The 24236-nt window shown below is 33.5% G+C and carries 22 protein-coding genes; 13 read left to right on the top strand and 9 right to left on the bottom strand.

Annotation, left to right across the window (positions count from 1 at the left end; genetic code table 11):
- Positions 1-10: 10 nt before the first annotated feature.
- Positions 11-898 carry a GLPGLI family protein gene (locus tag ABTV69_RS07190; protein ID WP_433834942.1) on the bottom strand — a complete coding sequence of 296 codons (888 nt, stop codon included), beginning with the start codon at positions 896-898 and terminating at the stop codon, positions 11-13.
- Between the two features lie 214 nt (positions 899-1112).
- On the opposite strand from ABTV69_RS07190, the gene ABTV69_RS07185 reads away from it, so the two are divergent.
- Positions 1113-1928, top strand: a complete 816-nt coding sequence (locus ABTV69_RS07185) for a hypothetical protein (protein WP_433834941.1) — start codon at positions 1113-1115, stop codon at positions 1926-1928.
- Complete coding sequence (locus ABTV69_RS07180) at positions 1928-2542, top strand: deoxynucleoside kinase (RefSeq protein ID WP_260672371.1); 615 nt, start codon at positions 1928-1930, stop codon at positions 2540-2542. Before ABTV69_RS07185 ends, ABTV69_RS07180 begins: the two co-directional genes overlap by 1 nt.
- Before the next feature lie 87 nt (positions 2543-2629).
- Here ABTV69_RS07180 and ABTV69_RS07175 read toward each other — a convergent pair whose 3' ends face one another.
- The 6 genes from ABTV69_RS07175 to ABTV69_RS07150 all read right to left on the bottom strand — a co-directional run bounded on the left by ABTV69_RS07175 (position 2630) and on the right by ABTV69_RS07150 (position 11205).
- Positions 2630-5176, bottom strand: a complete 2547-nt coding sequence (locus ABTV69_RS07175; protein ID WP_433834940.1) for a sodium-translocating pyrophosphatase — start codon at positions 5174-5176, stop codon at positions 2630-2632.
- A gap of 113 nt (positions 5177-5289) precedes the next feature.
- Positions 5290-5820 (bottom strand): inorganic diphosphatase, encoded by a 531-nt coding sequence (locus ABTV69_RS07170; protein ID WP_008466564.1) that lies wholly within the window; start codon positions 5818-5820, stop codon positions 5290-5292.
- Positions 5821-5931: 111 nt separating this feature from the next.
- A complete protein-coding gene (locus ABTV69_RS07165; RefSeq protein WP_433834939.1) occupies positions 5932-6531 on the bottom strand; it encodes a DNA-3-methyladenine glycosylase family protein in 600 nt (199 codons plus the stop codon).
- Positions 6532-6579: 48 nt separating this feature from the next.
- Complete coding sequence (locus ABTV69_RS07160; protein ID WP_433834938.1) at positions 6580-7632, bottom strand: acyltransferase; 1053 nt, start codon at positions 7630-7632, stop codon at positions 6580-6582.
- 23 nt (positions 7633-7655) lie between these two features.
- Positions 7656-10157: a DUF5686 family protein gene (locus ABTV69_RS07155; RefSeq protein WP_433834937.1), complete on the bottom strand. Its 2502-nt coding sequence runs from the start codon at positions 10155-10157 to the stop codon at positions 7656-7658.
- A gap of 70 nt (positions 10158-10227) precedes the next feature.
- On the bottom strand, positions 10228-11205 hold the full coding sequence (locus ABTV69_RS07150; protein ID WP_109191633.1) for a pyruvate dehydrogenase complex E1 component subunit beta: 978 nt from the start codon (positions 11203-11205) through the stop codon (positions 10228-10230).
- Positions 11206-11707: 502 nt separating this feature from the next.
- On the opposite strand from ABTV69_RS07150, the gene ABTV69_RS07145 reads away from it, so the two are divergent.
- From ABTV69_RS07145 to ABTV69_RS07130, 4 genes are all read left to right on the top strand, one after another.
- Positions 11708-12454 (top strand): electron transfer flavoprotein subunit beta/FixA family protein, encoded by a 747-nt coding sequence (locus tag ABTV69_RS07145; RefSeq protein ID WP_433834936.1) that lies wholly within the window; start codon positions 11708-11710, stop codon positions 12452-12454.
- Between the two features lie 121 nt (positions 12455-12575).
- A complete protein-coding gene (locus ABTV69_RS07140) occupies positions 12576-13544 on the top strand; it encodes an electron transfer flavoprotein subunit alpha/FixB family protein (RefSeq protein WP_433834935.1) in 969 nt (322 codons plus the stop codon).
- A gap of 165 nt (positions 13545-13709) precedes the next feature.
- Positions 13710-14333, top strand: coding sequence for a bifunctional nuclease domain-containing protein (locus ABTV69_RS07135; protein WP_379700796.1), 624 nt, complete (start codon positions 13710-13712; stop codon positions 14331-14333).
- Between the two features lie 77 nt (positions 14334-14410).
- The gene (locus ABTV69_RS07130) at positions 14411-15262 is read left to right on the top strand and encodes a thymidylate synthase (protein WP_433834934.1); all 852 of its coding nucleotides are present in this window, start codon (positions 14411-14413) and stop codon (positions 15260-15262) included.
- A gap of 38 nt (positions 15263-15300) precedes the next feature.
- Here ABTV69_RS07130 and ABTV69_RS07125 read toward each other — a convergent pair whose 3' ends face one another.
- Positions 15301-15597 carry an isoamylase early set domain-containing protein gene (locus tag ABTV69_RS07125; RefSeq protein WP_433834933.1) on the bottom strand — a complete coding sequence of 99 codons (297 nt, stop codon included), beginning with the start codon at positions 15595-15597 and terminating at the stop codon, positions 15301-15303.
- A gap of 239 nt (positions 15598-15836) precedes the next feature.
- Here ABTV69_RS07125 and ABTV69_RS07120 point away from each other — a divergent pair, with 239 nt between their 5' ends.
- From ABTV69_RS07120 to ABTV69_RS07105, 4 genes are all read left to right on the top strand, one after another.
- Positions 15837-16181 (top strand): 2TM domain-containing protein, encoded by a 345-nt coding sequence (locus tag ABTV69_RS07120; protein WP_433834932.1) that lies wholly within the window; start codon positions 15837-15839, stop codon positions 16179-16181.
- Positions 16182-16192: 11 nt separating this feature from the next.
- Positions 16193-16675: a dihydrofolate reductase gene (locus ABTV69_RS07115; RefSeq protein ID WP_433834931.1), complete on the top strand. Its 483-nt coding sequence runs from the start codon at positions 16193-16195 to the stop codon at positions 16673-16675.
- Between the two features lie 581 nt (positions 16676-17256).
- Complete coding sequence (gene ubiE / locus ABTV69_RS07110) at positions 17257-17988, top strand: bifunctional demethylmenaquinone methyltransferase/2-methoxy-6-polyprenyl-1,4-benzoquinol methylase UbiE (protein WP_433834930.1); 732 nt, start codon at positions 17257-17259, stop codon at positions 17986-17988.
- A 1-nt stretch (position 17989) separates the two neighbouring features.
- A complete protein-coding gene (locus ABTV69_RS07105; protein ID WP_433834929.1) occupies positions 17990-18700 on the top strand; it encodes a porin family protein in 711 nt (236 codons plus the stop codon).
- 9 nt (positions 18701-18709) lie between these two features.
- On the opposite strand, the gene ABTV69_RS07100 is transcribed toward ABTV69_RS07105, so the two are convergent.
- Positions 18710-19438: an RNA methyltransferase gene (locus ABTV69_RS07100; RefSeq protein WP_433834928.1), complete on the bottom strand. Its 729-nt coding sequence runs from the start codon at positions 19436-19438 to the stop codon at positions 18710-18712.
- Positions 19439-19475: 37 nt separating this feature from the next.
- On the opposite strand from ABTV69_RS07100, the gene ABTV69_RS07095 reads away from it, so the two are divergent.
- From ABTV69_RS07095 to accD, 3 genes are all read left to right on the top strand, one after another.
- Positions 19476-22031 (top strand): BamA/TamA family outer membrane protein, encoded by a 2556-nt coding sequence (locus tag ABTV69_RS07095; protein ID WP_433834927.1) that lies wholly within the window; start codon positions 19476-19478, stop codon positions 22029-22031.
- Between the two features lie 61 nt (positions 22032-22092).
- Positions 22093-23160 (top strand): class II fructose-bisphosphate aldolase, encoded by a 1068-nt coding sequence (gene fbaA / locus ABTV69_RS07090; RefSeq protein ID WP_012023542.1) that lies wholly within the window; start codon positions 22093-22095, stop codon positions 23158-23160.
- 85 nt (positions 23161-23245) lie between these two features.
- Positions 23246-24100 (top strand): acetyl-CoA carboxylase, carboxyltransferase subunit beta, encoded by an 855-nt coding sequence (accD, locus tag ABTV69_RS07085; RefSeq protein ID WP_111367748.1) that lies wholly within the window; start codon positions 23246-23248, stop codon positions 24098-24100.
- The last annotated feature ends 136 nt before the right edge of the window (positions 24101-24236 follow it).

Below are 24236 nucleotides of genomic sequence, written 5' to 3'. Positions count from 1 at the left end.
TTATATTTTTTTATCTTCCTGGAGGCGGAGGAGGTCCGCCCGCACGACCACGGTTCATCTCTCTAAATTCTTCCATTTTTTTAATTACTGTTTCGTCATATTCTTTTTGAGAAATTACTTTTCCTTTTTTAGAAGGTTTTATTTCCACTTTATCTTTAGCATTCAAGACAATTTTGGAACATAAAATAGTAGTCGTTCCATCGTTAATTTCTAAAATTAAACCTGGAAGTCCCCAATAATTTTCTGGCCCTTGATTAATCGGAATTTCTGGTGTATACCAAGCTGTTACCACAATTTCTTTTGGCATTTCAAAATTATCTGCAAAATTGGTTTTCGTATCTCCCGAAGTCTTTTTTTCTTCCTCCTTTTTGTCGTCTTTTTTAGGTCTGAAGTTTCTAAAATCGGTTTTACTTGCTTGTTTTACAGCCGTTGCTTTAAAGCAATTGTAACCGCCAATTTGTTTGGTTTCTTGTTCTAGTTTCCAATTTAATTTTGGAAGAGAATCCACAACAAGAAATTCCTTGCCCATAAATTCTTTATCTACGGTATAAGTTTTTGTTTTTACATCTTTATAAAAAGTTCCGCCTCCGCCTGTAAGCGATCCAAACATCATTCTAAAACCTCCCTGCTGCTGGTTTGGTGCTTCTAGCTTTTCCTCTTCTTTATAAATAGATGCTGTTTTATCAAAGTTTAAAGTGAATGTTTTCTCGAGCATTTTTTTCATGCGCTCTTCCATATTTTTTTGCATTTCTGGCGTAATGTCTCTATTTCCACGCATTCCTTCAAACTTAGGCGCTTGTGTTTTTGACTCGTAAATAGCCATTCCTTGAAAATCTTTTTGAGCTTGAATTTGCAGAGAAACAAGCATTATAGTCATATATAAAAATATCTTTTTCATTTTATTTTCTTTAAAGTGTGTAAATGCGATACAACTTATATTCAAATGTATTATTTATTTTAAAATTCAAAAAACTAAATATATTAATTGCAATATGATATAGATAAAACCGCCTATTTTTTAGACTATTAGATTTAGAAAAGGTTTAAGTTCTAAAATTTAAATTTTAAAAAGAGTTTTTCGTAATTTGGTGCTCTTACAAATCCATTTCCTAATGCGTAAAACAGTGCAAAAAATTTTATACTCCCTATTTCTTTTCTGCAGTTTTCATACGCTGTCAGCTCAAGATTTGCGTATAAATCCAACATTAATTTCGCAGCATAAGAATATTTCTGACGAGTTTTTAGGATATGATGCATTTGGATATTCGTATCAAATAACAAATAACGTTTTTAGCAAAATTAAAGGAAAAGAGATTTTCGAATACAAAAATGTTTCTTTGGGGAAAATCACAAAAGTCGATCTCCAGAATCCGTTAAAAATAATGTTGTTTTACGAAGATTTCAATAGCGTTGTTTTATTGGATAATCAATTAAACAAGATGACCGAAATTAATTTTTCTCAAAACGCAACTCCGATTGTTGTAAGTGCAATCGGAATGTCTACACAAAATCAACTTTGGATTTACAACACTTTAAATCAACAAATTGGACTATTCGATTATTTAAAAAATGAATATAAAACAGTTTCAATTCCACTGACTGAACCAATTCATTATTATCAAACCGACTTTAATACTTTCTATTGGATTGACAAGAAAAACAATTGGTTTTCTTGTGATATTTTCGGTAAAATAACTTCATTGGGTAAAATAACTGATTTTGATAAAATTGCGATAATTGGTCCTTTACAATATCTTTTCAGCAAGGATCATTTAATGTATTACAAAGGCTTTAATAAGTCGAACCCAGAGGCAATTTCTGAGATTAAAATTTTAGAAAAAACCTTTGATAATTTTTATTACAAAGACCAAATTTTGTCTATTTTTACAGCTACAGATATATCAAATTATAAAATCGTAACACCGTAATGCACATAGCAATAGCAGGAAACATAGGCGCAGGAAAAACTACTCTGACCAAATTATTGGCGAAACATTTCAAATGGGAACCTCATTATGAAGATGTAGTTGATAATCCGTACTTGGATGATTTCTACCATCAAATGGAACGTTGGTCGTTTAATCTTCAGATTTATTTCCTTAATAGCCGTTTCCGTCAAGTGCAGCAAATTCGTGAAAGCGGAAAGAAAATCATTCAGGATAGAACAATTTATGAAGATGCCCATATTTTCGCTCCCAACTTATATGCAATGGGCTTGATGACAAGCCGTGATTTTGAAAATTACACGTCTTTGTTTGAATTAATGGAATCTTTGGTTAAAGCTCCAGATTTATTGATTTATTTGAGAAGTTCGATTCCGAATTTAGTAGGACAAATTCACAAACGCGGACGCGAGTATGAAAACTCTATTTCGATCGATTATCTAAGCCGTTTGAACGAAAGATACGAAGCATGGATTCAAACTTACACTAAAGGAAAATTACTAATCATTGACGTTGATAACATCAATTTTGTTGACAATCCTGAAGATTTAGGAAACATCATTAATAAAATTGACGCCGAATTAAACGGACTGTTCTAAACACGAATTATACGAATTTACACTAATAAAAAAGCCTCTAAAAAATTATTTAGAGGCTTTTATTTTTAAGAAACTTTGGCAAAGCCATTATTTCGCAGCTTCAACTTTTGCTAAAACTTCCTCTTCTGTCCCTTCAAAAGTTTCTGTTGTTGTTTTACCATTTTCAGTTTTAGTAACCGATCCAGTCGTTTTTCCGTTTATGTTTTTAACTTCAACTCTCACAGCTGATTTATTCTCATACTTGCTTGTATCGAAACAGTCTGTTTTTTGATATTTTCCACTTGCATCAAAATGAGCCAGACATTTAGCCTTTTCTTCTTCAGAGCAGCCTTTTTCTTTACACATTTTAATACATTCTTCTTTTGTCATTCCTGACATATCACCGCATTTAGACATTCCTGCATGCATTTCTGTTCTAGCGCAACAAGAAGCTTTTGCCGCAATATCTGATGGCACATGACCTTCACCTAAAATTGGAGCAACTACCAATCCGATCAAACAAGTTAATTTAATTAGGATATTCATTGAAGGCCCCGAAGTATCTTTAAACGGATCTCCAACTGTATCTCCAGTTACAGCGGCTTTATGTGCATCTGATCCTTTGTATGTCATTTCTCCATTGATCATAACTCCAGCTTCAAAAGACTTTTTAGCATTATCCCAAGCACCTCCAGCATTGTTTTGAAAAACTGCCCAAAGTACACCGGAAACCGTAACTCCCGCCATATATCCTCCTAACATTTCAGCAATTAACTGATTGTTGTCTGAGTAAACTAATTTTCCTAAAAGAACAATTGCAATTGGAAAGCCAATCGTTAATACTCCCGGAAGCATCATTTCGCGTAAAGCAGCTTTTGTAGAAATTTCAACACATTTTCCGTATTCTGGTTTTCCTGTTCCCTCCATAATTCCAGCAATTTCTTTAAACTGGCGACGAACTTCGTACACCATATCCATTGCTGCTTTTCCAACAGAATTCATAGCCAAGGCAGAGAAAACAACCGGAATCATTCCTCCAACAAACAACATCGCTAAAACGGGCGCTTTAAAAATATTGATTCCGTCAATTCCTGTAAAAGTTACATAAGCGGCAAACAAAGCCAATGACGTTAAGGCTGCAGAAGCAATTGCAAATCCTTTTCCTGTTGCTGCTGTTGTATTTCCTACTGAATCTAAAATATCTGTTCTTGTACGAACTTCTTTTGGCAATTCACTCATTTCAGCAATTCCTCCAGCATTATCAGAAATTGGTCCAAAAGCATCGATTGCCAATTGCATTGCTGTTGTCGCCATCATTGCAGAAGCTGCTAAAGCAACTCCGTAAAAACCTGCTAAAACATAAGAAATCCAGATTGCAATTGCGAATAATAAAACCGTTGGAAAAGTAGAAATCATTCCTGTTGCCAAACCGGCAATTACGTTGGTTCCCGCTCCTGTAGATGATTTTTGAACAATTGCCAAAACTGGTTTTGTCCCTAATCCTGTATAATATTCTGTTACCGATGAAATAGCTCCACCAACAACTAATCCTACCAATGTAGCGTAGAAAACACGCATTGATGAAATGGCTTTAGAACCTTCTCCAAAAAATGTCATTTGCATTGTTTCTGGCAACATGTGCTGTACTAAAAAGAAACAAGCTACAGCCGTTAAAACAATAGAAACCCAGTTTCCTATATTTAATGCCTTTTGAACTTGGGCTTCTTTAGCATTATCATCTGAAATTTTTACTAAAGTTGTTCCAATAATAGAAAATAAAATTCCGAAACCGGCAATTGCCATTGGAAGCAAGATTGGTCCAATTCCACCAAAAGCATCATTAATACTTCCGCCCATATCTTTTATCACGTAGTTTCCTAGAACCATTGCTGCTAGAACTGTTGCTACATAAGATCCAAATAAATCAGCTCCCATACCTGCAACGTCTCCTACGTTATCTCCCACGTTATCAGCAATGGTAGCTGGATTACGAGGATCATCTTCTGGAATTCCAGCTTCTACTTTACCAACTAAATCGGCACCAACATCGGCAGCTTTGGTGTAAATTCCACCTCCAACACGCGCAAATAAAGCAATTGATTCTGCTCCTAGTGAAAATCCTGCAAGAGTTTCCAGAACAACAGTCATAGTATCTGTATCTTTCCAAACTCCGCCAGAAAAAAGATTAAAGAAAATGATAAAAAAGGATGTTAAACCTAAAACGGCTAAACCAGCAACACCAAGTCCCATTACGGTTCCACCGCCAAAAGAAACTTTTAAAGCTTGTGGCAAACTTGTACGAGCTGCCTGTGTAGTTCTAACGTTTGTTTTAGTTGCTATTTTCATTCCGATATTTCCAGCGTAAGCCGAAAATAAAGCTCCAAAAATAAATGCTATTACGATCAATAAATGTGTTTTTACTCCTGGAATAAATGTAATTCCTGCCAAAGCTAAACTGGCAATAATTACGAAGATGGTCAATAGTTTATATTCCGCTTTTAGAAAGGCTAAGGCTCCTTCGTAGATGTAATCTGAAATCTCTTTCATCTTACCATCTCCGGCATCTTGTTTTAAAACCCAACTCCTTTTTATTCCCATGAAAAGTAATCCTAAAACAGCCATTACAATTGGCAGGTAAATCATAAATGCATTCATAATATTTTAATGGTTTTGGTTAATAGTCAACAAACTAACTAAAACGAATTTAAACAAAAAAGCAATACTCCTGACGGCAGTATTGCTTTTTTTATATTAGAATGCGGTTAAAATTATTTAATGCTAAATAATCCTGCCGGTTTATTTTCAATGTCATCAAAACGTTTTGTACACTCCGCGATGATATCGTAAGCTTCTTTAACATCTCCCCATCCTTCAACATCTACTTTTTTGTTTTCAAGATCTTTATATACTTGGAAGAAGTGCTCAATTTCTTTTAATAAGTGAGGATTGATATCAGAAAGGTCATTTAATGAATTCCAGATTGGATCTGAAACAGGTACACAAATAATTTTTTCGTCTGGTCCTTTATCGTCTGCCATGTGAAATACACCAATTGGCTTAACTTCCATAACACACCCAGGGAAAGTTGGCTCATTTACCAAAACTAATACGTCAAGAGGGTCTCCATCTAAAGCTAAAGTTTCTGGAATAAATCCGTAATCAGCTGGGTACATCATTGAAGAGAATAACATTCTGTCAAAACGCATTCTTTTAATTTCAAAATCGTACTCGTATTTATTTCTGCTTCCTCTTGGTATTTCGATTAATACATCGAAAGTCGTTAATTTGTCTGCGGTCATTTTCGTTTTTTATTGTTTCTATAATTTCGGTTGCAAAAATAACTAAAGAATCTAGTTTTACAATAAAAAACAAGGTTAAATTATCTGTATTAGCGTTTAAAAAACAAGCATTTAATAGGTAATTTTTCGATTTCTTTTCTTCAGGTAATAATGCCAGAGCAAATAAGTAGCGTAAGACCGATACGGACTCCATTGCTCAGCATGGGTTGCCATCTCCTCTTTGTCGTGAATATTAAGCAATTCTTTAATTGTATTGACCACCGCAATATCCCCAAGTGGAATCAAATCGGGTTCTTCCAAACAAAACATTAAATAAATATCAATGGTCCAATTTCCAATTCCTTTTAATTTAATCAGCTCTTCGCGAACTTGTTTTGAAGATTTTGAAGCCAGACTTTCAATATCTAATTCTTTGTTCAAAACCCCTTCCGCTAAAACTTTGATGTATTTTGTTTTCTGGCGGCTTACTCCGAGATTTCTAAATTCTTCATCAGACAAAACAGCCATCTTTTCTGGGCTACACTCTGTGTAAGCTTTGATTTTTAAAAATGTGGCTTTCGCCGAATCAATAGAAACTTGTTGTTCTAATATCAGCAAAACCAAGGTTTCAAAACCTGGCGGGCGCCTTGGAATTGGTGGCAAGCCGTATTTCTCAATTATTTCCAGGAATATTGGATTTTGAGAAGATAAAAAATTAAATGCTTCTTGCAAAATATCATTTTTTAAATTTCAGAGAAATGCCATCCTTTTTCAACTATCTCAACCTGATACAAATTTCCCATAAGGCAGTTTATTAATAGCATATATTATTAAAATCGAAATCATCAGACAAACAAAAGTTGTTATAGGAATTGCAAATATTGGATTCATAAAGTTATAATCTAATCCATAAATCTTCATGAAATTCAAAATCAAAATATGCACCAAATAAACCCCATAACTGTACTTATTAATAAATCTAATGGTTTTAATTAAAATTGGCGAATTAATTTTTGAATTTTTAAACAACATAAAAATTCCTCCAGAAGCCATTAAGACATTCAAAGAAAAATTATTATAAAAATAACCATTAAATTTTTTATCAGAAAATGACAAGAAATAAGTACCAAACATTGTTATCAAAAATCCGAAGATTAAAAAAAACAATGAGATCAAATTTATTATTCGTTTATTACCTTTAAAAGTCTTAATTGACAAATAATATCCTAAAACTAGATAACCAATAAACCCTGAAAAATACATCAAATCAATATCACTCTTAAATCCCGACAATACTGGCTGACTGGCAATCAAAGTGAATATCCAAATAAAAATAAAATATAAAATTTCTTTTTCGGTAGCATTTTGAATCCATTTACTAAGTATTGGAATAAAAAGATAAACCCCAATAATCATATAGATGTACCAAAAATGAAACGAAGCGCCGTGCAAAAATTGACGAATTAACCACTTTATAGTTATAAAAAGAGAAACCTCCTGGCCTTCTGAAATTTTATTGATCCATGTGCACAGAGCATAAATGATACTCCAAAATATGAAAGGCAATATTATACGTGAAAATCTTTTTCTTAAAAAACCACTTAATTCGTGCGTTCTACTTAGCATAAATACACCTGTAAGCATAACAAACACTGGTACACAAAAACGCATTAAACTATCGTATATGTTTCCAGTCCACCATACAAAACTAGATATATTACCATATTGATACAAAATATCAGCAACGACATGTAAAAATATAACACTAATAGTTGCCAATGTTCTAAGAGCCTCAGTCCAAAACATTGTATCACCATTCTGGTTTTTAATCATAAAAAGAATAATTAACGAAATTCCTAGAAATAAAACCCAAAAGATCCTTTTACTGCAAATTTGTGAGCATCTGGCATATCTAAATAATTTCCTCTCCAAGAAAAATCAATGCGGAAAACTTTGAAGATATTGCCTATTCCCGCATGATATTCGTAATACACTTTTTCAGGAGCATTATAAGGCAATCCCGAAGCATTTATGGCGCGATTAGCATCAGAAATTGTTCCATGAACCGCTCTAACTCCAATATATTCTCTCCAATTCAATTTTCTCATGAACGGAATTCTAGCAAACAATCTTCCTCCAAAATCATGATTCCATTGCAAAGTAGTATATTGATCTGTAACGAATTCATAGAAATTCAAGTTACTAAATGTATTCTCAATCGTAAAATAGGTCTGGTTACCAGGAATTACACTCATTAATCCTAACGGAATCGTACCAAACGTTTTTCCTGTTTCAACGGTAATATTTGTTCTTCCTAGAGGTCCGATAATAATTGGTTGCCTGTAGAAAACTTGAATTTTTTCGTAAGCAAAATCACTATCGAAAACACCTTTTAATCCATAACTAAAATTCACAAAGAAATGGCTGAAAGGACTATCAACTAAATCTCTTTCTACACCATAACCAATCGTTTTTCTGTTGGGCATAAACTCAAACTGAATATTGGCTTCAGACTGTTTTACCATACTTTCAACAACACCTGCAGGATTTTCAGGAGTTGGTAAAGTTGTATAATAATCTAAGCTAAATGTTTTCGAAGCTGATTCTAATGTTCTATACGAAAGTCCGGCCGAAACAATAAAATTCTTTTTAGGCTCCATTTCGACAGAAACATTACTCAGATTAATATTGGTTAGTTTTCCATTGCTTCCCGTTGTAAACAAGGCAGAAGATGCAAAACTTCGTCCTAAAACATCATTTGTAGTCGTTAAACTCGCGCCTATTTGTTCGATATCGCGCCTATTTCCTCCAGAGATAATAACACGGTTTTTCTTGTCAACCATCCATTTCCCAGAAACTCCGTATTTGAATTTGTTATCATCAAATCCGTACGCCGTATAAGCTTGAATACGCCAAGGATCGTTTGGTCCGAAATAGGTTCTTCCTCCTACTCTAAGCCTTATCCCTTCGACTTCATTATATCCAAAAGTTGAAAATATTGGTCCGTAATCAAAGTTTTTAAATTCAACATAACCGCTTCCTAAAATCGAGACGAGATTATACAACTGCTTAAATCGTTTGACGGTTTGCAATGTATCAAGCATTTTATAGATTCCCTGTTCATCTTTATTTAATTTTTCAAAACGATTTTCCTCCCAGAATTCAGGTGGCCGTTCATAAACAGCATTATCAATAAAATTGACTTCTTCTTTATAAAACTTCTCAGGTTTCTGAATATTGAATTTATGATTGCGATATAAAGTGGTTCTTTTTCCATAAACTCCTTTTGATTTTTCTTTTTTATTTAAAGCAAAATCAGACATCATGTAATCACGTGTCAAAAGGAAAATCGAGTCGTTTTCTACATCAAATTCCTGCTCAATATAAATATCTTTCACCCAGTTAATATTGGCGCTTTTGGTTACGCCCATATTTATTTTTTTGATTGCAAAAGTCGTGTCATTTACCCAAAAATCCCCTTTAAAGGTTAGTTCATTTTTACGTCTCGGATAAAAAACTATATTATAACACCATTTTTTATCTACAAATGCACTGTCTTTTAAGACATAATTATAAACATCAATTCCTGTTCTTGAAAGCGGACTTGTAAAGCTTTTATCAAAAAATTTAAGGTGATTGTCGTAAATATTATAATCAGAATACAGATCTTTTACGAAAGATAAAATCTGCTGATTTCCATTAAAGCCAGACATTTTATTTCCCGTTAGATTCTCTTTTACTTTCTTTAATTTGTTATCACCATAAACATCATAAACCGATTCGTTAATGAAAATAGGCAAATATGTTTTTCCAGTAACATCTGAAGTATCAACATGATTAAAGATAAATTCCATACCTTTAAAAAGCTTATTTTTCATGAAAGCACTATCAATAGTGTTCATGTCAAATTCCACTTTTTCATACTTCTGCATTTGGTATTGATTGAATTGATACAATCCGTTTTTACGTTTTCTTTCCCAGATTTTTCTCAAAATATCCAATGCAGGGTTGTTCTTCTTCGAAGTTTTGCCCGTAAAAATTACAACTTCGTTTAGCGCTTCGGCTTCGCCTAAAACAATTTTAAAATTATAATTCACAGCTTTCTCTAGCGGGACTTCTTTATCTGAAAATCCTGCTGAAGTAACAATAAGTGCCGTATAGGTATTGGGAGATTCTAAATAAAAACGTCCATCCTCATTAGAAACAATTCCAATATTAGAACCTTTAAATACCACATTTGCAAAAGGTATCGGCTGATTTGATTTGTCCAAAACAACTCCACTCACCTTAGTTTGTGCAGTAGCAATATTCGCGAAAGCAAATACAATATATAAGAGAAGTAGAGTTAATTTGTTCATTATAAAGTAAAAAAAAACTTCACCAATCCATGTTTGTCTGATGAAGTTTTATGAGTATTATGTATTTGTATTATTTATATAATACTTTTTTAACTGCTTTTACCACATCACCTGCATTTGGCAACCAGTCTTTAAGCAATACCGGAGAGTAAGGTGCAGGAGTATCTGCAGTTGTAATACGTTGAATTGGCGCATCAAGGAAGTCGAATGCTTGCTCTTGAACGATATAAGAAATTTCAGAAGAAAGGCTGGCAACTGGCCAAGCTTCTTCAAGAATTACTAAACGGTTTGTTTTCTTAACAGATTTAAGAATCGCATCTTTATCCATTGGACGAACTGTTCTTAAATCGATAATCTCACAAGAGATTCCTTCTTTTGCTAATTCATCAGCAGCAATAAAAGCTTCTTTGATGATTTTTCCGAAAGAAACGATAGTTACATCTGTCCCCTCACGTTTAACATCAGCAACACCAATTGGAATTGTGTATTCTCCGTCTGGCACTTCACCTTTATCACCGTACATTTGTTCAGACTCCATGAAAATTACAGGGTCATTATCGCGAATTGCAGATTTTAAAAGTCCTTTTGCATCGTAAGGAGTTGAAGGAACAATAACTTTAAGACCTGGAGTGTTAGCAAACCAGTTTTCTAAAGCTTGCGAGTGAGTAGCTCCTAATTGACCAGCAGAAGCTGTTGGTCCGCGGAAAACGATAGGCACATTAAATTGTCCTCCTGTCATTTGACGCATTTTAGCAGCGTTATTTATAATTTGATCAATACCAACTAAACAGAAATTGAATGTCATATATTCTACAATAGGGCGGTTTCCATTCATTGCCGAACCTACAGCAATCCCTGAAAAACCAAGCTCAGCAATTGGAGTATCGATTACTCTTTTTTCACCAAACTCAGCAAGCATTCCTTTTGAAGCTTTGTAAGCTCCGTTGTATTCTGCAACTTCTTCTCCCATTAAATATATGGATTCATCGCGACGCATTTCTTCGCTCATCGCTTCGCAAATGGCCTCTCTAAATTGTATTGTTCTCATATTTTATATTGTATGTTGAATTTTCTGAAGAGCAAAAATAAATATTTTAAATAACTTAAAAGCATAAATTGAATTTAAAATCGCATGAACTTCTATCTGTTCTCCCGTTTTAACTTTTTAATCTTTATTGTGATATTTACGAAATCGATATAATAACGTGTAATTCACACTTAATCGCGCTAAAATATTTTTCAGACAAACTTTTATCTATTTGTTTAATTCTTGTTTCTCCAAAATTCATGCATAAGAACGTAAAAAAAACAAAAATTAGTATTTCTCAGACAAAAAGCCGTTTGGCCTCAGACTGTCAATTATTACAAAATTCCTAACAATCAGACAAAATGAATGCTTTTTTAATTTTAGCCTCCGATAAAATTCACCCAAATCTACACAATTAGCGAAATCGTAATAGTTTTGAAAAATATTATGCATGCATAGTATAATTATTCCAAATTAAATTCTAAATTTGTAAAAGCATATTATAAATTCAAAATATATACTTATGAAAATACTAGTTTGCATCAGCCATGTGCCTGATACTACTTCAAAAATCAACTTTACCAACGGTGACTCTGAATTTGACACTAACGGTGTACAATATGTAATTAACCCTAACGACGAATTCGGCCTTACACGCGCTATATGGTTCCAAGAACAACAAGGCGCAAATGTTACAGTTGTAAACGTTGGAGGTCCTGATACTGAGCCAACATTGCGTAAAGCTTTGGCTATTGGCGCAAATGAAGCAATTCGTGTTAATGCAAATCCTACTGACGGATTTTTTGTTGCTAAACAATTGGCAGAAGTAATTAAAAATGGTGGTTACGATTTGGTAATTGCTGGTAAAGAATCTTTAGATTATAATGGCGGAATGGTTCCCGGAATGATTGCTGGAATCTTAGGATACAACTTCTTAAACTCTTGTACAGCTTTAACCGTTGACGGAAATAATGTAAAAGCGGTTCGCGAAATCGACGGCGGGAAAGAAACCGTAGGCACTACCCTACCTTTAATCATTGGAGGTCAAAAAGGTCTTGTTGAAGAGAAAGATTTACGTATCCCGAACATGAGAGGAATTATGACAGCTAGAACAAAAGCGCTTACTATTCTTGAGCCAGTTGATGCTGCTATAAATACAAAAGCGGTGAAATTTGAAAAACCAGCTCCAAAATCGGCAGTAAAATTAGTTTCTGCAGATAATTTAGATGAGTTAATCAATCTATTACACAACGAGGCTAAAGTGATTTAAGATTGCAGATCGCAACTAAATCTAAATCAACATTTGATTCACTTCAAAATCTAAAATCAATAATCATTTTAGATTTCAATTTTAAAAATCTGAAATCTAAAATCTAAAATCTAAAATTATTATGTCAATATTAATATATGCAGAATCTGCAGAAGGAAAATTTAAAAAAGTTGCTTTCGAATTAGCTTCTTATGCTAAAAAAGTAGCTGAATCATTAGGAACTACGGTTACAGCTTTGACTGTAAACATTAGCGACGTAAGCGAATTAGGCAAATACGGAGTGGATAAAGTTCTAAAAGTAAGCAACGAAAAATTAGCTGGTTTTAATGCAAAAGCTTATGCCGATGTTATCAAACAAGCTGCTCAGAAAGCAGGGACAAAAGTAGTTTTACTTTCTTCTACAACAGACAGCATTTACCTTTCTCCACTTGTTGCAGTAGGTTTAGAAGCAGGTTTTGCTTCAAATGTAGTTGGATTGCCAGTTAGCACTTCTCCATTTCAAGTAAAAAGAAATGCTTTCTCAAATAAAGCTTTCAACATCACTCAAATCGATACAGATGTAAAAGTTCTTGGCTTGGCTAAAAACTCTTACGGACTTTTTGAAAGTGCAGGAGCTGCTGCTGCAGAAGATTTTAACCCAACAGTTGGAGACAATGACTTTGGAGTAAAAGTAGAATCTGTAGAAAAAGTTTCTGGAAAAGTTTCTATCGCTGACGCAGATATCGTAGTTTCTGGCGGACGCGGATTAAAAGGTCCAGAAAACTGGGGATTAGTTGAAGATCTTGCTGCTGTACTTGGTGCTGCAACTGCTTGTTCTAAACCAGTTTCAGATTTAGGATGGAGACCTCATAGCGAGCACGTTGGACAAACAGGAAAGCCAGTAGCAACAAACTTATATATTGCAATTGGTATTTCTGGAGCTATTCAGCACATTGCAGGTATCAACTCTTCTAAAGTAAAAGTTGTGATCAACAGCGACCCAGAAGCTCCTTTCTTTAAAGTGGCTGACTATGGTGTGGTTGGTGATGCTTTTGAAATTGTACCACAATTAACAGAGAAATTAAAAGCTTTTAAAGCTCAGCATTCTTAATACCAAGAATTCTCTTTAAAAATATTGCTGCCTAAAAACAAGATGTTGTATCTTTGTTTATAGGCAGCTTTTTTGTTCCATATTTTTTGATTAAAATTGCAGCTTTATTTTCCAATCAAAAACAGTATTAAAATAAGGCTTTAAGTGCCTTTTTTACAAACATATATGAGTCTAGTAAAATTATCCATAAAAGGAATTTCATACAGTCAAACTCAAAATGGCGCTTATGCCTTAATTTTGAACGAAGTCGATGGCGAAAGAAAATTACCTATTGTAATTGGTGCTTTTGAAGCGCAATCAATCGCTATTGCCTTAGAAAAAGAAATAAAACCGCCACGTCCTTTAACTCACGATTTATTCAAAAATTTCGCTGAAAGATTTGATATAGTAGTAAAACAAGTAATTATACACAAACTTGTTGACGGTGTTTTTTACTCTAGCTTAATCTGCGAAAGAGATAAAATCGAAGAAATTATCGACGCTAGAACTTCTGATGCAATTGCACTTGCATTGAGATTCAATGCTCCAATTTTTACTTATAAAAACATATTAGACAAAGCGGGTATTTATTTAAAATCAAATACTGCAGAAACAGATTCTGGCGCTCAAGAAATAGACGATGTTCTTTCAAACCCAGAAACTTTTGGGCATGAAGAAGAAAGCAACCAATCTGGAGATGTTTATTCTAAACATTCTTTACAAGAGTTAAACGAACTTTTAGATCAAGCCGTTTCTCAGGAAGATTACGAAAAAGCTGCAAAAATTAGAGACGAAATCTCTAGAAGATAAATTCAATGTTTAATCGTTGAACCGTTTATTCGTTAAATCGATTAAATAGTTAAACGAATAACCGAATAAACAAACAAATGAAACAATACTTAGATTTAGTAAAACACGTTTTAGAAAACGGCAATCAAAAAGGAGACCGAACAGGAACAGGAACAAAAAGTGTTTTTGGATACCAAATGCGTTTTGATTTAAGTGAGGGTTTCCCAATGGTTACAACTAAAAAACTTCATTTAAAATCGATCATTTACGAATTGCTTTGGTTTTTGAAAGGTGATACAAACGTAAAATACCTTCAAGAAAACGGAGTTAAAATCTGGGATGAATGGGCAGATTCTAATGGCGATTTGGGACCAGTTTACGGACACCAATGGCGCAATTGGAATAGTGAAGAAATTGATCAGATTTCTGAATTAATTAAAGAATTAAAAACCAACCCAAATAGTAGAAGAATGTTAGTTTCGGCTTGGAACCCTTCGGTTTTGCCAGATACTAAAAAATCTTTTGAAGAGAATGTTGCCAACAACAAAGCAGCATTGCCTCCATGCCATGCCTTTTTTCAGTTTTATGTAGCAAGCCCAGATTCTGAAAAAGGAGAAACAAAAGGAAAATTATCTTGCCAATTGTATCAGCGAAGTGCCGATATCTTTTTGGGAGTTCCTTTTAATATTGCTTCTTATGCATTGCTAACCATGATGATTGCACAAGTTTGTGATTTAGAACCAGGCGAATTTATCCATACTTTTGGTGACGCTCACATCTACAACAATCACTTCGAGCAATTAGAATTGCAACTTTCGAGAGAACCAAAACCATTACCAAAAATGATTTTAAATCCAGAGATTAAAAACATTTTTGATTTTGATTATGGCGATTTCACTCTTGTTGACTATGATCCGCATCCTGCTATAAAAGGAAGTGTCGCAGTATAAAAACAAAAAATCCGCTTTAAAATTTAAAGCGGATTTTTTTATACTACTAAAACACTGTTTTCACTTCCAGCAAAATCATTCCATTTATAAGAATCGGCTTCTGGATCATTTACATAATTTCCGTCAATCAGATACTTAAATTCGTATATAGCATCTTTAACCAAGTCATAAGTTGCTTTAAAAGTTCCGTTTTTCAATTTACTCAAAGTTCCTTCTTCAGCATTCCAATTATTGAAATCTCCAACAACAGCTGCTGAATTTGCATCCTTAGCATCTATTGAAAACGTAACTTTACATACCGGTTTTGTTTTCACAAATTGTTTTTTCAAAGACATAACTATTTCGTTTTTAGATTTATACATCTAAAATTAATTAAATTCAACGAAACACTTACTACCTCTAGAGCCGATTTATGATAATGCCAAAAACAGCATCTTATTTTCGCTTTATTTGTAATTTAAAGTAACTAAAATTTTGTTTTTCAAATTATTAGATCATTTAAAAGCAAATATTCCACAAGCAAAATACTGACTTTCAAAAATAAATTTTAACTTTATAATCTCATTTTATCTTTATGGAAAAAGAAGTACACGAACAATACGAATACGCTAGACGCCGATTAAGACAAAAAAAGGTCTTATATTTTCATTTTGTTCTTTTCCTGCTTGGAAGTTTATTTTTATTTATTGCCAATAAATTTTTTGGATTTGGAGAAGGTACAACTCAAAATTGGTGCATTTGGGGTATTACAATCTGGCTTTTCATTTTTATTCTTCATTTTATAAAAGTGTATATAACTGACCGTTTTATGAATAAAAAATGGGAAAGAGAACAAATTGATCGATTAGTCGCTTTACAGCAAAAAAGAATCAGTCAGCTCGAATCTTCTATTAACGAAGAAAATGAAAATAAAATTTAGTTAGGCATACCATGATTATAATGATAGCGGCTGCATCCGAAAATAATGCGCTTGGAAAAAACAATGAATTAGTATGGCATTTGCCAAATGATTTTAAAAGATTTAAATCGCTTACTACTGGACATCACATTATTATGGGACGAAAAACTTTTGAAAGCTTTCCGAAACCATTACCAGACCGCATCCACATTGTAATTTCGCGTCAAGAAAACTACAAGCCAGAAGGATGTATTGTTGTAGATAGCATTGAAAAAGCAATTGCATTATGCCCTGAGAATGATGATAGTTATGTTATTGGCGGCGGCGAAATCTACAATCTTGCACTTCCTTTTACCGATATTATCGAATTAACTAAAGTGCATCATTCTTTTGAAGCAGATGCTTTTTTTCCAAAAATTAATAAAAGCGAATGGGTTCTAGTAGAATCTGAAGAAAATTATAAAGATGAAAAACATCTTTATGATTATACTTACGAAACTTACATTAGAAAATAAATAAAAAACATCCTCTTTTTAGGGAGGATGTTTTTATAACAATTGATTTTGAAGCCTAACTCGCTCAAGAAAAAATTTTGTTTAAAAAAATACAAATGTCAAGAAACATTTGCAAAACTGAATAACATCTAATGCTATTTGAGACCTAAATCTCAAGCGCCTTTAATACCAAATACCACTAAGATATTAAAGGCAGAAAATTAAAATTTCCAAAAACAAATTTAATCCTAAGAACGTACTTTGCACTTAAATTATTTAGTATTTCCCCCCAAGAACAATACTTATAAAACTCTTTCATGAACAAATGAAATTACCAGCGCAAAAAAGCAATCATCTGTTTAAGTCATAGCGACATTATCAATCATTAAAACTTTAATCATTTTTACTTGAACAAAGTTGCTCATATTAGTGCTATTAGACAATACCGTGTTTTAGTGATTTTAACAAAATACCATAATTTAGGGATGGCCGAAGCAGTAATACATTCCAATTTAAACTAACACTCCAAAACATTTATTTGACAAATTAAAAAACTCAATTACAGTTAAACTAGATTGTTTATATTTGCCTAAATAAAAAAAATGTCTGAAAAAGTAACTCCGTATAAAGACTCTACCTTAGGTAAAAAAGAGCAAGTAACCCAAATGTTTGATACCATTTCTGGGAATTATGACAATTTGAATCGCGTAATTTCATTTGGAATTGATGTTAAATGGCGTAAAAAAGTATTAAAAATCGTATCAGACAAAAAACCGAAAACTATTTTGGATATCGCAACAGGTACTGGCGATTTAGCAATTTTAATGGCGCAAACTAATGCTGAAAAAATTATTGGCCTTGATATCTCTGCAGGAATGTTAGAAGTTGGAAAAAAGAAAGTGGAAGAAAAAAAGCTTTCTAACGTAATCGAACTAGTTTTAGGCGATTCTGAAAACATGCCGTTTGAAGACAATTATTTTGATGCGATCACTGTTGGTTTTGGTGTCAGAAATTTTGAAAACTTAGAAAAAGGTTTTGCAGAAATTTTAAGAGTGCTAAAACCAAATGGAGTATTTGTCATACTAGAAACTTCTGTTCCAGATAAATTTCCTTATAAACAAGGCTACACTTTTTATAGCAAAAATATACTTCCTTTAATCGGAAAATTATTTTCTAAAGATAATGATGCTTATGGCTATTTATCCGAATCTGCTGCAGCTTTTCCTTATGGCGAGGCTTTAAACAATATTTTGAGAAAAACTGGGTTTATAGATGTTGTGGCAATGCCCCAAACTTTTGGTGTCGCAACAATTTATTCTGCATCTAAAAAATAGTATGAAAAAAGTTGTAATCTTATTTTTATTGGTCTTAACGACAAAAGGACATTCTCAATTTGCTAAAAATATGTTTAGCAAAGACCCTATCATTAATCTTGAAAACTGGCAGAAACAGCGTGTTTACTTTGGCTATTATTTAGGTTTTAATAGTTTTGACTTTAAATTTGATTATAAAACTCCCGTACAACAAGATATTCAAGTTAAAAAAACTACCGGTTTTAATGTTGGTGTCGTAGCTGACTTAAGACTTCAGGAATATATCAACTTGCGTTTTGAGCCAGGTTTGTATTATACCAAACGAGATTTATATTTCCCTGGCGTGGGAAGCTCTGAAAACGACTATTTAAGAGAAGTAAATAGTACTTACATCCATTTTCCTTTATTGCTTAAATTTTCTGCCTTGCGTACAGGAAACATACGTCCGTACTTGGTTGGCGGTATGTCTACAACTCTAAATTTGTCTAGTAATGCTAAATCTCAAGACGATAATTTTGAGCAAAAATTCAGAGTAAAACAATGGACAGCTGCTTACGAGTTAGGTTTAGGAATTGATATTTTTACTGAGTACTTTATTTTCTCTCCTTCTGTTAGAGGAATGTTTGGCATAACAGATGAGCTTATTAGAGATAATACTCCAGACAGTCCTTGGACAGGAAACATCGATTCGATGAAATCTAGAGCGATTTTAATAAATTTCACTTTCCATTAAAACAAAACATCAACTATTTCGTTTAAATTCACTAAGAATAATTGCTGTTGCGGTAGCTACATTTAAACTTTCGGTTTTTTGAAGCTCTCCAAATCTAGGAATTGTAAGACGGCCGGTTACTATTTTTTCAATTTCTTCTGAAATTCCGTTGGCTTCATTACCCATAATAATGATTCCTTCGTGAGGTAATTGAGATTTGTAAATATTTTCCCCGTCCATAAAAGTTCCAAAAACAGGCAGTTTAGTTTGAGCAATAAAAAGTTTTAAATCAACATAGCTTACATTTACTCTGGTAATTGACCCCATTGTAGCTTGTACCACTTTCGGATTATAAATATCTACTGTTTCTTTAGAACAGACAATCTGCTTAATACCAAACCAATCGCACAGACGTAAAATAGTTCCTAAATTTCCTGGATCTCTAATATCGTCTAACGCTAATATCAAGCCCGAATCGATCATGTTGCTCGGAGCCGGAATTTTAAAAACTGCCAAACAAGAATTTGGAGTCGACAAAGCACTTATTTTTTTCAGTTCTTGATCATTAATAATAGTACGTTTTGAAGCTCGAACCGTTTCAAAATCATTCAATGTGGTGTATAAATGTTCTAATTCAAAATTGGATTGCAGCAATTCTTGAATTACTTTTACTCCTTCAGCAAAGAATAATTGATTAGCAAAACGCTGCTTTTTTTGATGTAAACTAGAGATAAACTTTATTTGGTTTTTACTAACCATAAAATAATGTACTTTTGAATTAAATATTAAAAAACACTTGAAAAATAATTCCACAAAAATAATAGCATTTCTTCTAATTGCAATATTAATTTGCGCTTGTAATGCCGTAAAAAGAGTTCCCGATGGAAAAAACCTTCTTGTAAAAAATAATATTCTAGTTAACGGAAAATCTACAAATGACGAAACAGCTTCTAACCAAATGTACCAAAAACCAAATGGTAATTTATTAGGCTACAAGCTTCGATTAAATTTATACAATTTAGCCAATTTAAATCCAGATTCTACTTATCAGGCAAAATTTAAAAACAATCCTGGAAAGTACGAACGTATGTCTAAGATATTCTCTGCAAAACAAGTAGACCGTCTTGGCCAATCTTTTTATTATAAAGGAATTCACGAATTTCTAAAAAATACAGGCGAACCGCCAGTAATAATTGACACTTCAAAAACTAGAAAATCCTTATTACGTTTAAAATACTATTATTTCAACAGCGGCTATTTTAATGTACAAACCGATTATACTATTGATACCGTTGGAAAAAAGAAAGCAGAAATTAATTATAATATTACAACAGGGCCAGCATATAAATTGGATACTATCAGAACCAAAATTATGACGCCTGCACTAGACTCATTATATAGAACAAACAATGACCCTTCTTTATTAAAATCTGGAAATCAATACAAAACTTCCGATTTTGAAGAAGAAAAAAACCGCATAACAACCTATTTTAGAAATCACGGAGCTTATTTTTTCCAACCTACTTATGTAACTTTTGACATTGACACCATTGGCAAAAAAGCAAAAGCTGATGTTACTTTAATCATTAATAACAATAATATTCAGGAAAAAGATTCGAGCCGTACCGAACCTTTTAAATTATATAAAATTAGCGACGTTAATATCTACACCGATTATTCTGCCGCCAATGCTAAGAAAAAACCAACTGATAGCGTATCATACAACAATTTCAATCTATACAGCTACAAAGGATTAAAATACAGGCCGCGTGCAATTACCGACGCGATTTTTATTAACAAGGGAAGCACATTTGCCGATTTTAGAACTACGCTTTCTTCTCGATCTTTAAATAATTTAAGGATTTTCAACTATCCGTCTATTCAATATGAAGTAGACAAACGAGATTCTACAGCTCAATCTCTTATTGCTAATGTTTATTTGACTCCTAGAAAAAAATACAGTTTTGGAGCTACTTTAGATGTGACGCACTCAAATATTCAAGATTTCGGAATTGGTGCCAGTGTTTCTGAAACGATTCGTAATGTATTTAACAGAGCTGAAACGCTTGAAATTTCAGCTCGTTTAAACATTGGATCTTCCAGAGATATGGCCAACCCAAACAATAATTTCTTCAATGTTTCCGAATACGGTCTGGATATGAAATTAAATTTTCCGAGAATTCTACTGCCTTTTGGAACCGAAAAAATCATTCCGAAAAGTATGATTCCGTATACCTCGATATCTTCTGGTTTTTCTAAACAGCGCAATATCGGTTTGGATAAAGAAAACTTTACAGGCGGTATTTCATACAACTGGACACCGAAACGCCATAATACTGCAAAACTAGAATTGTTAAATGCTCAGTTTGTCCGCAACTTAAATCCAGACAATTACTTTAATGTCTATACCTCTTCTTATGATGATTTGAATGGAATTGCCCAAAATTACAATCAGCAAGCTTCGAATGTTGATACGCAAGGAAACTTAATCGTCCCTACAGGTACGACAGGCTTCACAAATGATGTTTTAACAGGACAGACAGCACTAACACCTGCAGATTCACAATATCAAGAAGTTGAAAGCATTGAAGAGAGAAGAGTTCGTTTGACTGAGAATGATTTCATTCTAGCAACAAGTTATTCTTTTACTAAAACAACTAAAAAAGATTTAGCCGATAACAATTTCTATCAATTTAGAACAAAAATAGAATCTGCCGGAACCTTATTATCTGCCATTTCTGAAGTCGCAAATCTTCAAAAAAACTCTAGAGGAAATTACGAGATTTTCAACTTAGAGTATTCAGAATACATTAAAACTGAATTCGATTACATTAAACATTGGGATTTTGGAAAAGAAAAAGTGTTAGCAGTACGAAGCTTCTTTGGGATCGCAGTTCCATTTGGAAACTCAAACTACATTCCGTTTTCGCGAAGTTATTACGCTGGAGGTTCCAATGATAACCGTGCTTGGCAACCTTACGCTTTAGGACCGGGAAGCACAAATGCTGTAAATGACTTTAATGAGGCCAATATGAAAATTGCAGCGAGTGCCGAATTCCGATTCAAAGTTTTTGGTGATGTTAAAGGCGCCTTCTTTGCTGACGCCGGAAATATCTGGAATGTACTAGATAATGTTGTAGATTCTAAAGCAAGATTTGACAACTTAAACGATTTAGGAGAAATTGCCTTAGGTACAGGATTTGGTTTAAGATACGATTTGAGTTTTTTTGTGATCCGTTTAGATTTAGGCTTTAAGACTTATAATCCGGCACATGAGAAGGGAGACCGATGGTTTAAAGAATACAATTTTGGACATTCAGTTTTAAATTTTGGTATAAATTATCCGTTCTAATGCTAATTAATTCTTATTTTTGCAACCTAAAAACTAAAAACAACTATAAAAAAAATTAAAAATGGCACACAACATTAAACCAGGAGTAGCTACAGGAGATCAAGTACAAGAGATCTTTAATTATGCGAAAGAGAAGGGTTTCGCTCTTCCAGCAGTAAACGTTACTGGATCAAGCACAATTAATGGAGTTCTTGAAACTGCAGCAAAACTAAACGCGCCAGTTATCATTCAATTTTCTAACGGAGGAGCACAATTCAACGCTGGAAAAGGATTATCAAATGCAGGTGAAAAAGCAGCAATCGCGGGAGGAATCGCAGGAGCAAAACATATTCATACTTTGGCAGAAGCTTACGGTGCAACTGTAATCTTACACACTGACCACTGTGCAAAAAAACTTTTACCATGGATTGATGGTTTATTAGATGCTTCTGAAAAACACTTCGCAGAAACAGGAAAACCATTATTCAGTTCTCACATGATCGATTTGTCTGAGGAGCCAATCGAAGAAAACATCGAGATCTGTAAAGAATATTTAGCTAGAATGAGCAAAATGGGTATGACATTAGAAATCGAACTTGGTATTACAGGTGGTGAAGAAGATGGTGTTGATAACTCTGATGTTGACAGCTCAAAATTATATACGCAACCAGAAGAAGTAGCTTACGCTTACGAAGAATTATCTAAAGTAAGCCCTAAATTTACAATTGCTGCTGCTTTCGGAAACGTTCACGGTGTTTACAAACCAGGAAACGTAAAATTAACTCCAAAAATCTTAAAAAATTCTCAAGATTTCGTACAAAACAAATTCAACACAGGACACAACCCAGTTGATTTCGTATTCCACGGAGGTTCAGGTTCTACACTTGAAGAAATCAGAGAAGGAATTAGCTACGGTGTTATCAAAATGAACATCGATACAGATTTACAATTTGCATACACTGAAGGAATCCGTGACTATATGGTTAAAAATTTAGATTATTTAAAATCTCAAATTGGTAACCCAGAAGGTCCAGATGCTCCAAACAAAAAATACTATGACCCAAGAAGATGGGTACGTGAAAGCGAAGTTACATTCAACGCAAGATTGGAGCAAGCTTTTGCAGACTTAAACAATGTGAATACACTATAATTTTAGATATCTGATTTTAGATTTTAGATTTCTCTTTGGAATCTAAAATCTAAAGTCTAAAATCTTAAATCTTAAATTTTAAAAAATGGCTTGGTTTAAAAGACAAGAAAAAGGGATTACGACCGCGACAGAAGACAAGATGGACGTTCCGAAAGGATTGTGGTACAAATCTCCTACTGGAAAAATTATTGATGCTGACGAATTAGCGAGAAATTTGTTCGTAAGTCCAGAAGATGATTTTCATGTTCGAATTGGAAGCGCAACCTATTTTGAAATTTTATTCGACAACAACGAATTTGTTGAGTTAGACAAAAACATGACTTCTAAAGACCCTCTGCATTTTGTGGACACAAAAAAATATGCAGACCGTTTGAAAGATGTAATGGAGAAAACTCACTTAAAAGACGCTGTTCGTACAGGAGTAGGAAAATCTAAAGGAAGAGAACTTGTAATCTGCTGCATGGATTTTGCATTCATCGGTGGATCTATGGGAGCTGTTGTAGGTGAGAAAATTGCAAGAGGTATTGATCACGCTATTAAAAACAAACTTCCGTTTGTAATGATTTCTAAATCTGGTGGAGCTCGTATGATGGAAGCTGCTTATTCTTTAATGCAATTAGCAAAAACTTCTGTTAAATTAGCTCAATTAGCCGAAGCTAAATTACCTTACATCTCTCTTTGTACAGACCCAACAACAGGAGGAACAACTGCATCATACGCAATGTTAGGAGATATCAACATCTCTGAGCCAGGCGCTTTGATTGGTTTTGCTGGTCCGCGTGTTGTACGTGACACTACAGGAAAAGATTTACCAGAAGGTTTCCAAACTGCTGAGTTCTTATTAGAGCACGGTTTCTTAGACTTTATCACGCCAAGAAAAGAATTGAAAGATAAGATTAACTTATATATCGATTTGATTCAAAATAATGATATTCGATAGTTTTAAACTATTCAAAATAGAAAATCCCAAGAAATTGCTTCTTGGGATTTTTTTTGTTTTTAAAGCATATAAGTTTTATAAGTAAAATTAATACTTGTCTGAAAAATTGTATTTTTGTTTCTGCATAAAATGATAA

The organism is Flavobacterium anhuiense (genome assembly GCF_050990855.1).
Lineage (GTDB): Bacteria > Bacteroidota > Bacteroidia > Flavobacteriales > Flavobacteriaceae > Flavobacterium > Flavobacterium anhuiense_C.
This window is presented reverse-complemented; position numbering and strand designations above follow the sequence as displayed.

What these genes read in the sequence shown, in the direction of transcription:
- ABTV69_RS07190 (WP_433834942.1), bottom strand. Translation starts at nt 898, where the DNA reads ATGAAAAAGATATTTTTATATATGACTATAATGCTTGTTTCTCTGCAA.
- ABTV69_RS07185 (WP_433834941.1), top strand. Translation starts at nt 1,113, where the DNA reads ATGCGTAAAACAGTGCAAAAAATTTTATACTCCCTATTTCTTTTCTGC.
- ABTV69_RS07180 (WP_260672371.1), top strand. Translation starts at nt 1,928, where the DNA reads ATGCACATAGCAATAGCAGGAAACATAGGCGCAGGAAAAACTACTCTG.
- ABTV69_RS07175 (WP_433834940.1), bottom strand. Translation starts at nt 5,176, where the DNA reads ATGAATGCATTTATGATTTACCTGCCAATTGTAATGGCTGTTTTAGGA.
- ABTV69_RS07170 (WP_008466564.1), bottom strand. Translation starts at nt 5,820, where the DNA reads ATGACCGCAGACAAATTAACGACTTTCGATGTATTAATCGAAATACCA.
- ABTV69_RS07160 (WP_433834938.1), bottom strand. Translation starts at nt 7,632, where the DNA reads ATGATTAAAAACCAGAATGGTGATACAATGTTTTGGACTGAGGCTCTT.
- ABTV69_RS07155 (WP_433834937.1), bottom strand. Translation starts at nt 10,157, where the DNA reads ATGAACAAATTAACTCTACTTCTCTTATATATTGTATTTGCTTTCGCG.
- ABTV69_RS07150 (WP_109191633.1), bottom strand. Translation starts at nt 11,205, where the DNA reads ATGAGAACAATACAATTTAGAGAGGCCATTTGCGAAGCGATGAGCGAA.
- ABTV69_RS07145 (WP_433834936.1), top strand. Translation starts at nt 11,708, where the DNA reads ATGAAAATACTAGTTTGCATCAGCCATGTGCCTGATACTACTTCAAAA.
- ABTV69_RS07140 (WP_433834935.1), top strand. Translation starts at nt 12,576, where the DNA reads ATGTCAATATTAATATATGCAGAATCTGCAGAAGGAAAATTTAAAAAA.
- ABTV69_RS07135 (WP_379700796.1), top strand. Translation starts at nt 13,710, where the DNA reads ATGAGTCTAGTAAAATTATCCATAAAAGGAATTTCATACAGTCAAACT.
- ABTV69_RS07130 (WP_433834934.1), top strand. Translation starts at nt 14,411, where the DNA reads ATGAAACAATACTTAGATTTAGTAAAACACGTTTTAGAAAACGGCAAT.
- ABTV69_RS07125 (WP_433834933.1), bottom strand. Translation starts at nt 15,597, where the DNA reads ATGTCTTTGAAAAAACAATTTGTGAAAACAAAACCGGTATGTAAAGTT.
- ABTV69_RS07120 (WP_433834932.1), top strand. Translation starts at nt 15,837, where the DNA reads ATGGAAAAAGAAGTACACGAACAATACGAATACGCTAGACGCCGATTA.
- ABTV69_RS07115 (WP_433834931.1), top strand. Translation starts at nt 16,193, where the DNA reads ATGATTATAATGATAGCGGCTGCATCCGAAAATAATGCGCTTGGAAAA.
- ubiE (WP_433834930.1), top strand. Translation starts at nt 17,257, where the DNA reads ATGTCTGAAAAAGTAACTCCGTATAAAGACTCTACCTTAGGTAAAAAA.
- ABTV69_RS07105 (WP_433834929.1), top strand. Translation starts at nt 17,990, where the DNA reads ATGAAAAAAGTTGTAATCTTATTTTTATTGGTCTTAACGACAAAAGGA.
- ABTV69_RS07100 (WP_433834928.1), bottom strand. Translation starts at nt 19,438, where the DNA reads ATGGTTAGTAAAAACCAAATAAAGTTTATCTCTAGTTTACATCAAAAA.
- fbaA (WP_012023542.1), top strand. Translation starts at nt 22,093, where the DNA reads ATGGCACACAACATTAAACCAGGAGTAGCTACAGGAGATCAAGTACAA.
- accD (WP_111367748.1), top strand. Translation starts at nt 23,246, where the DNA reads ATGGCTTGGTTTAAAAGACAAGAAAAAGGGATTACGACCGCGACAGAA.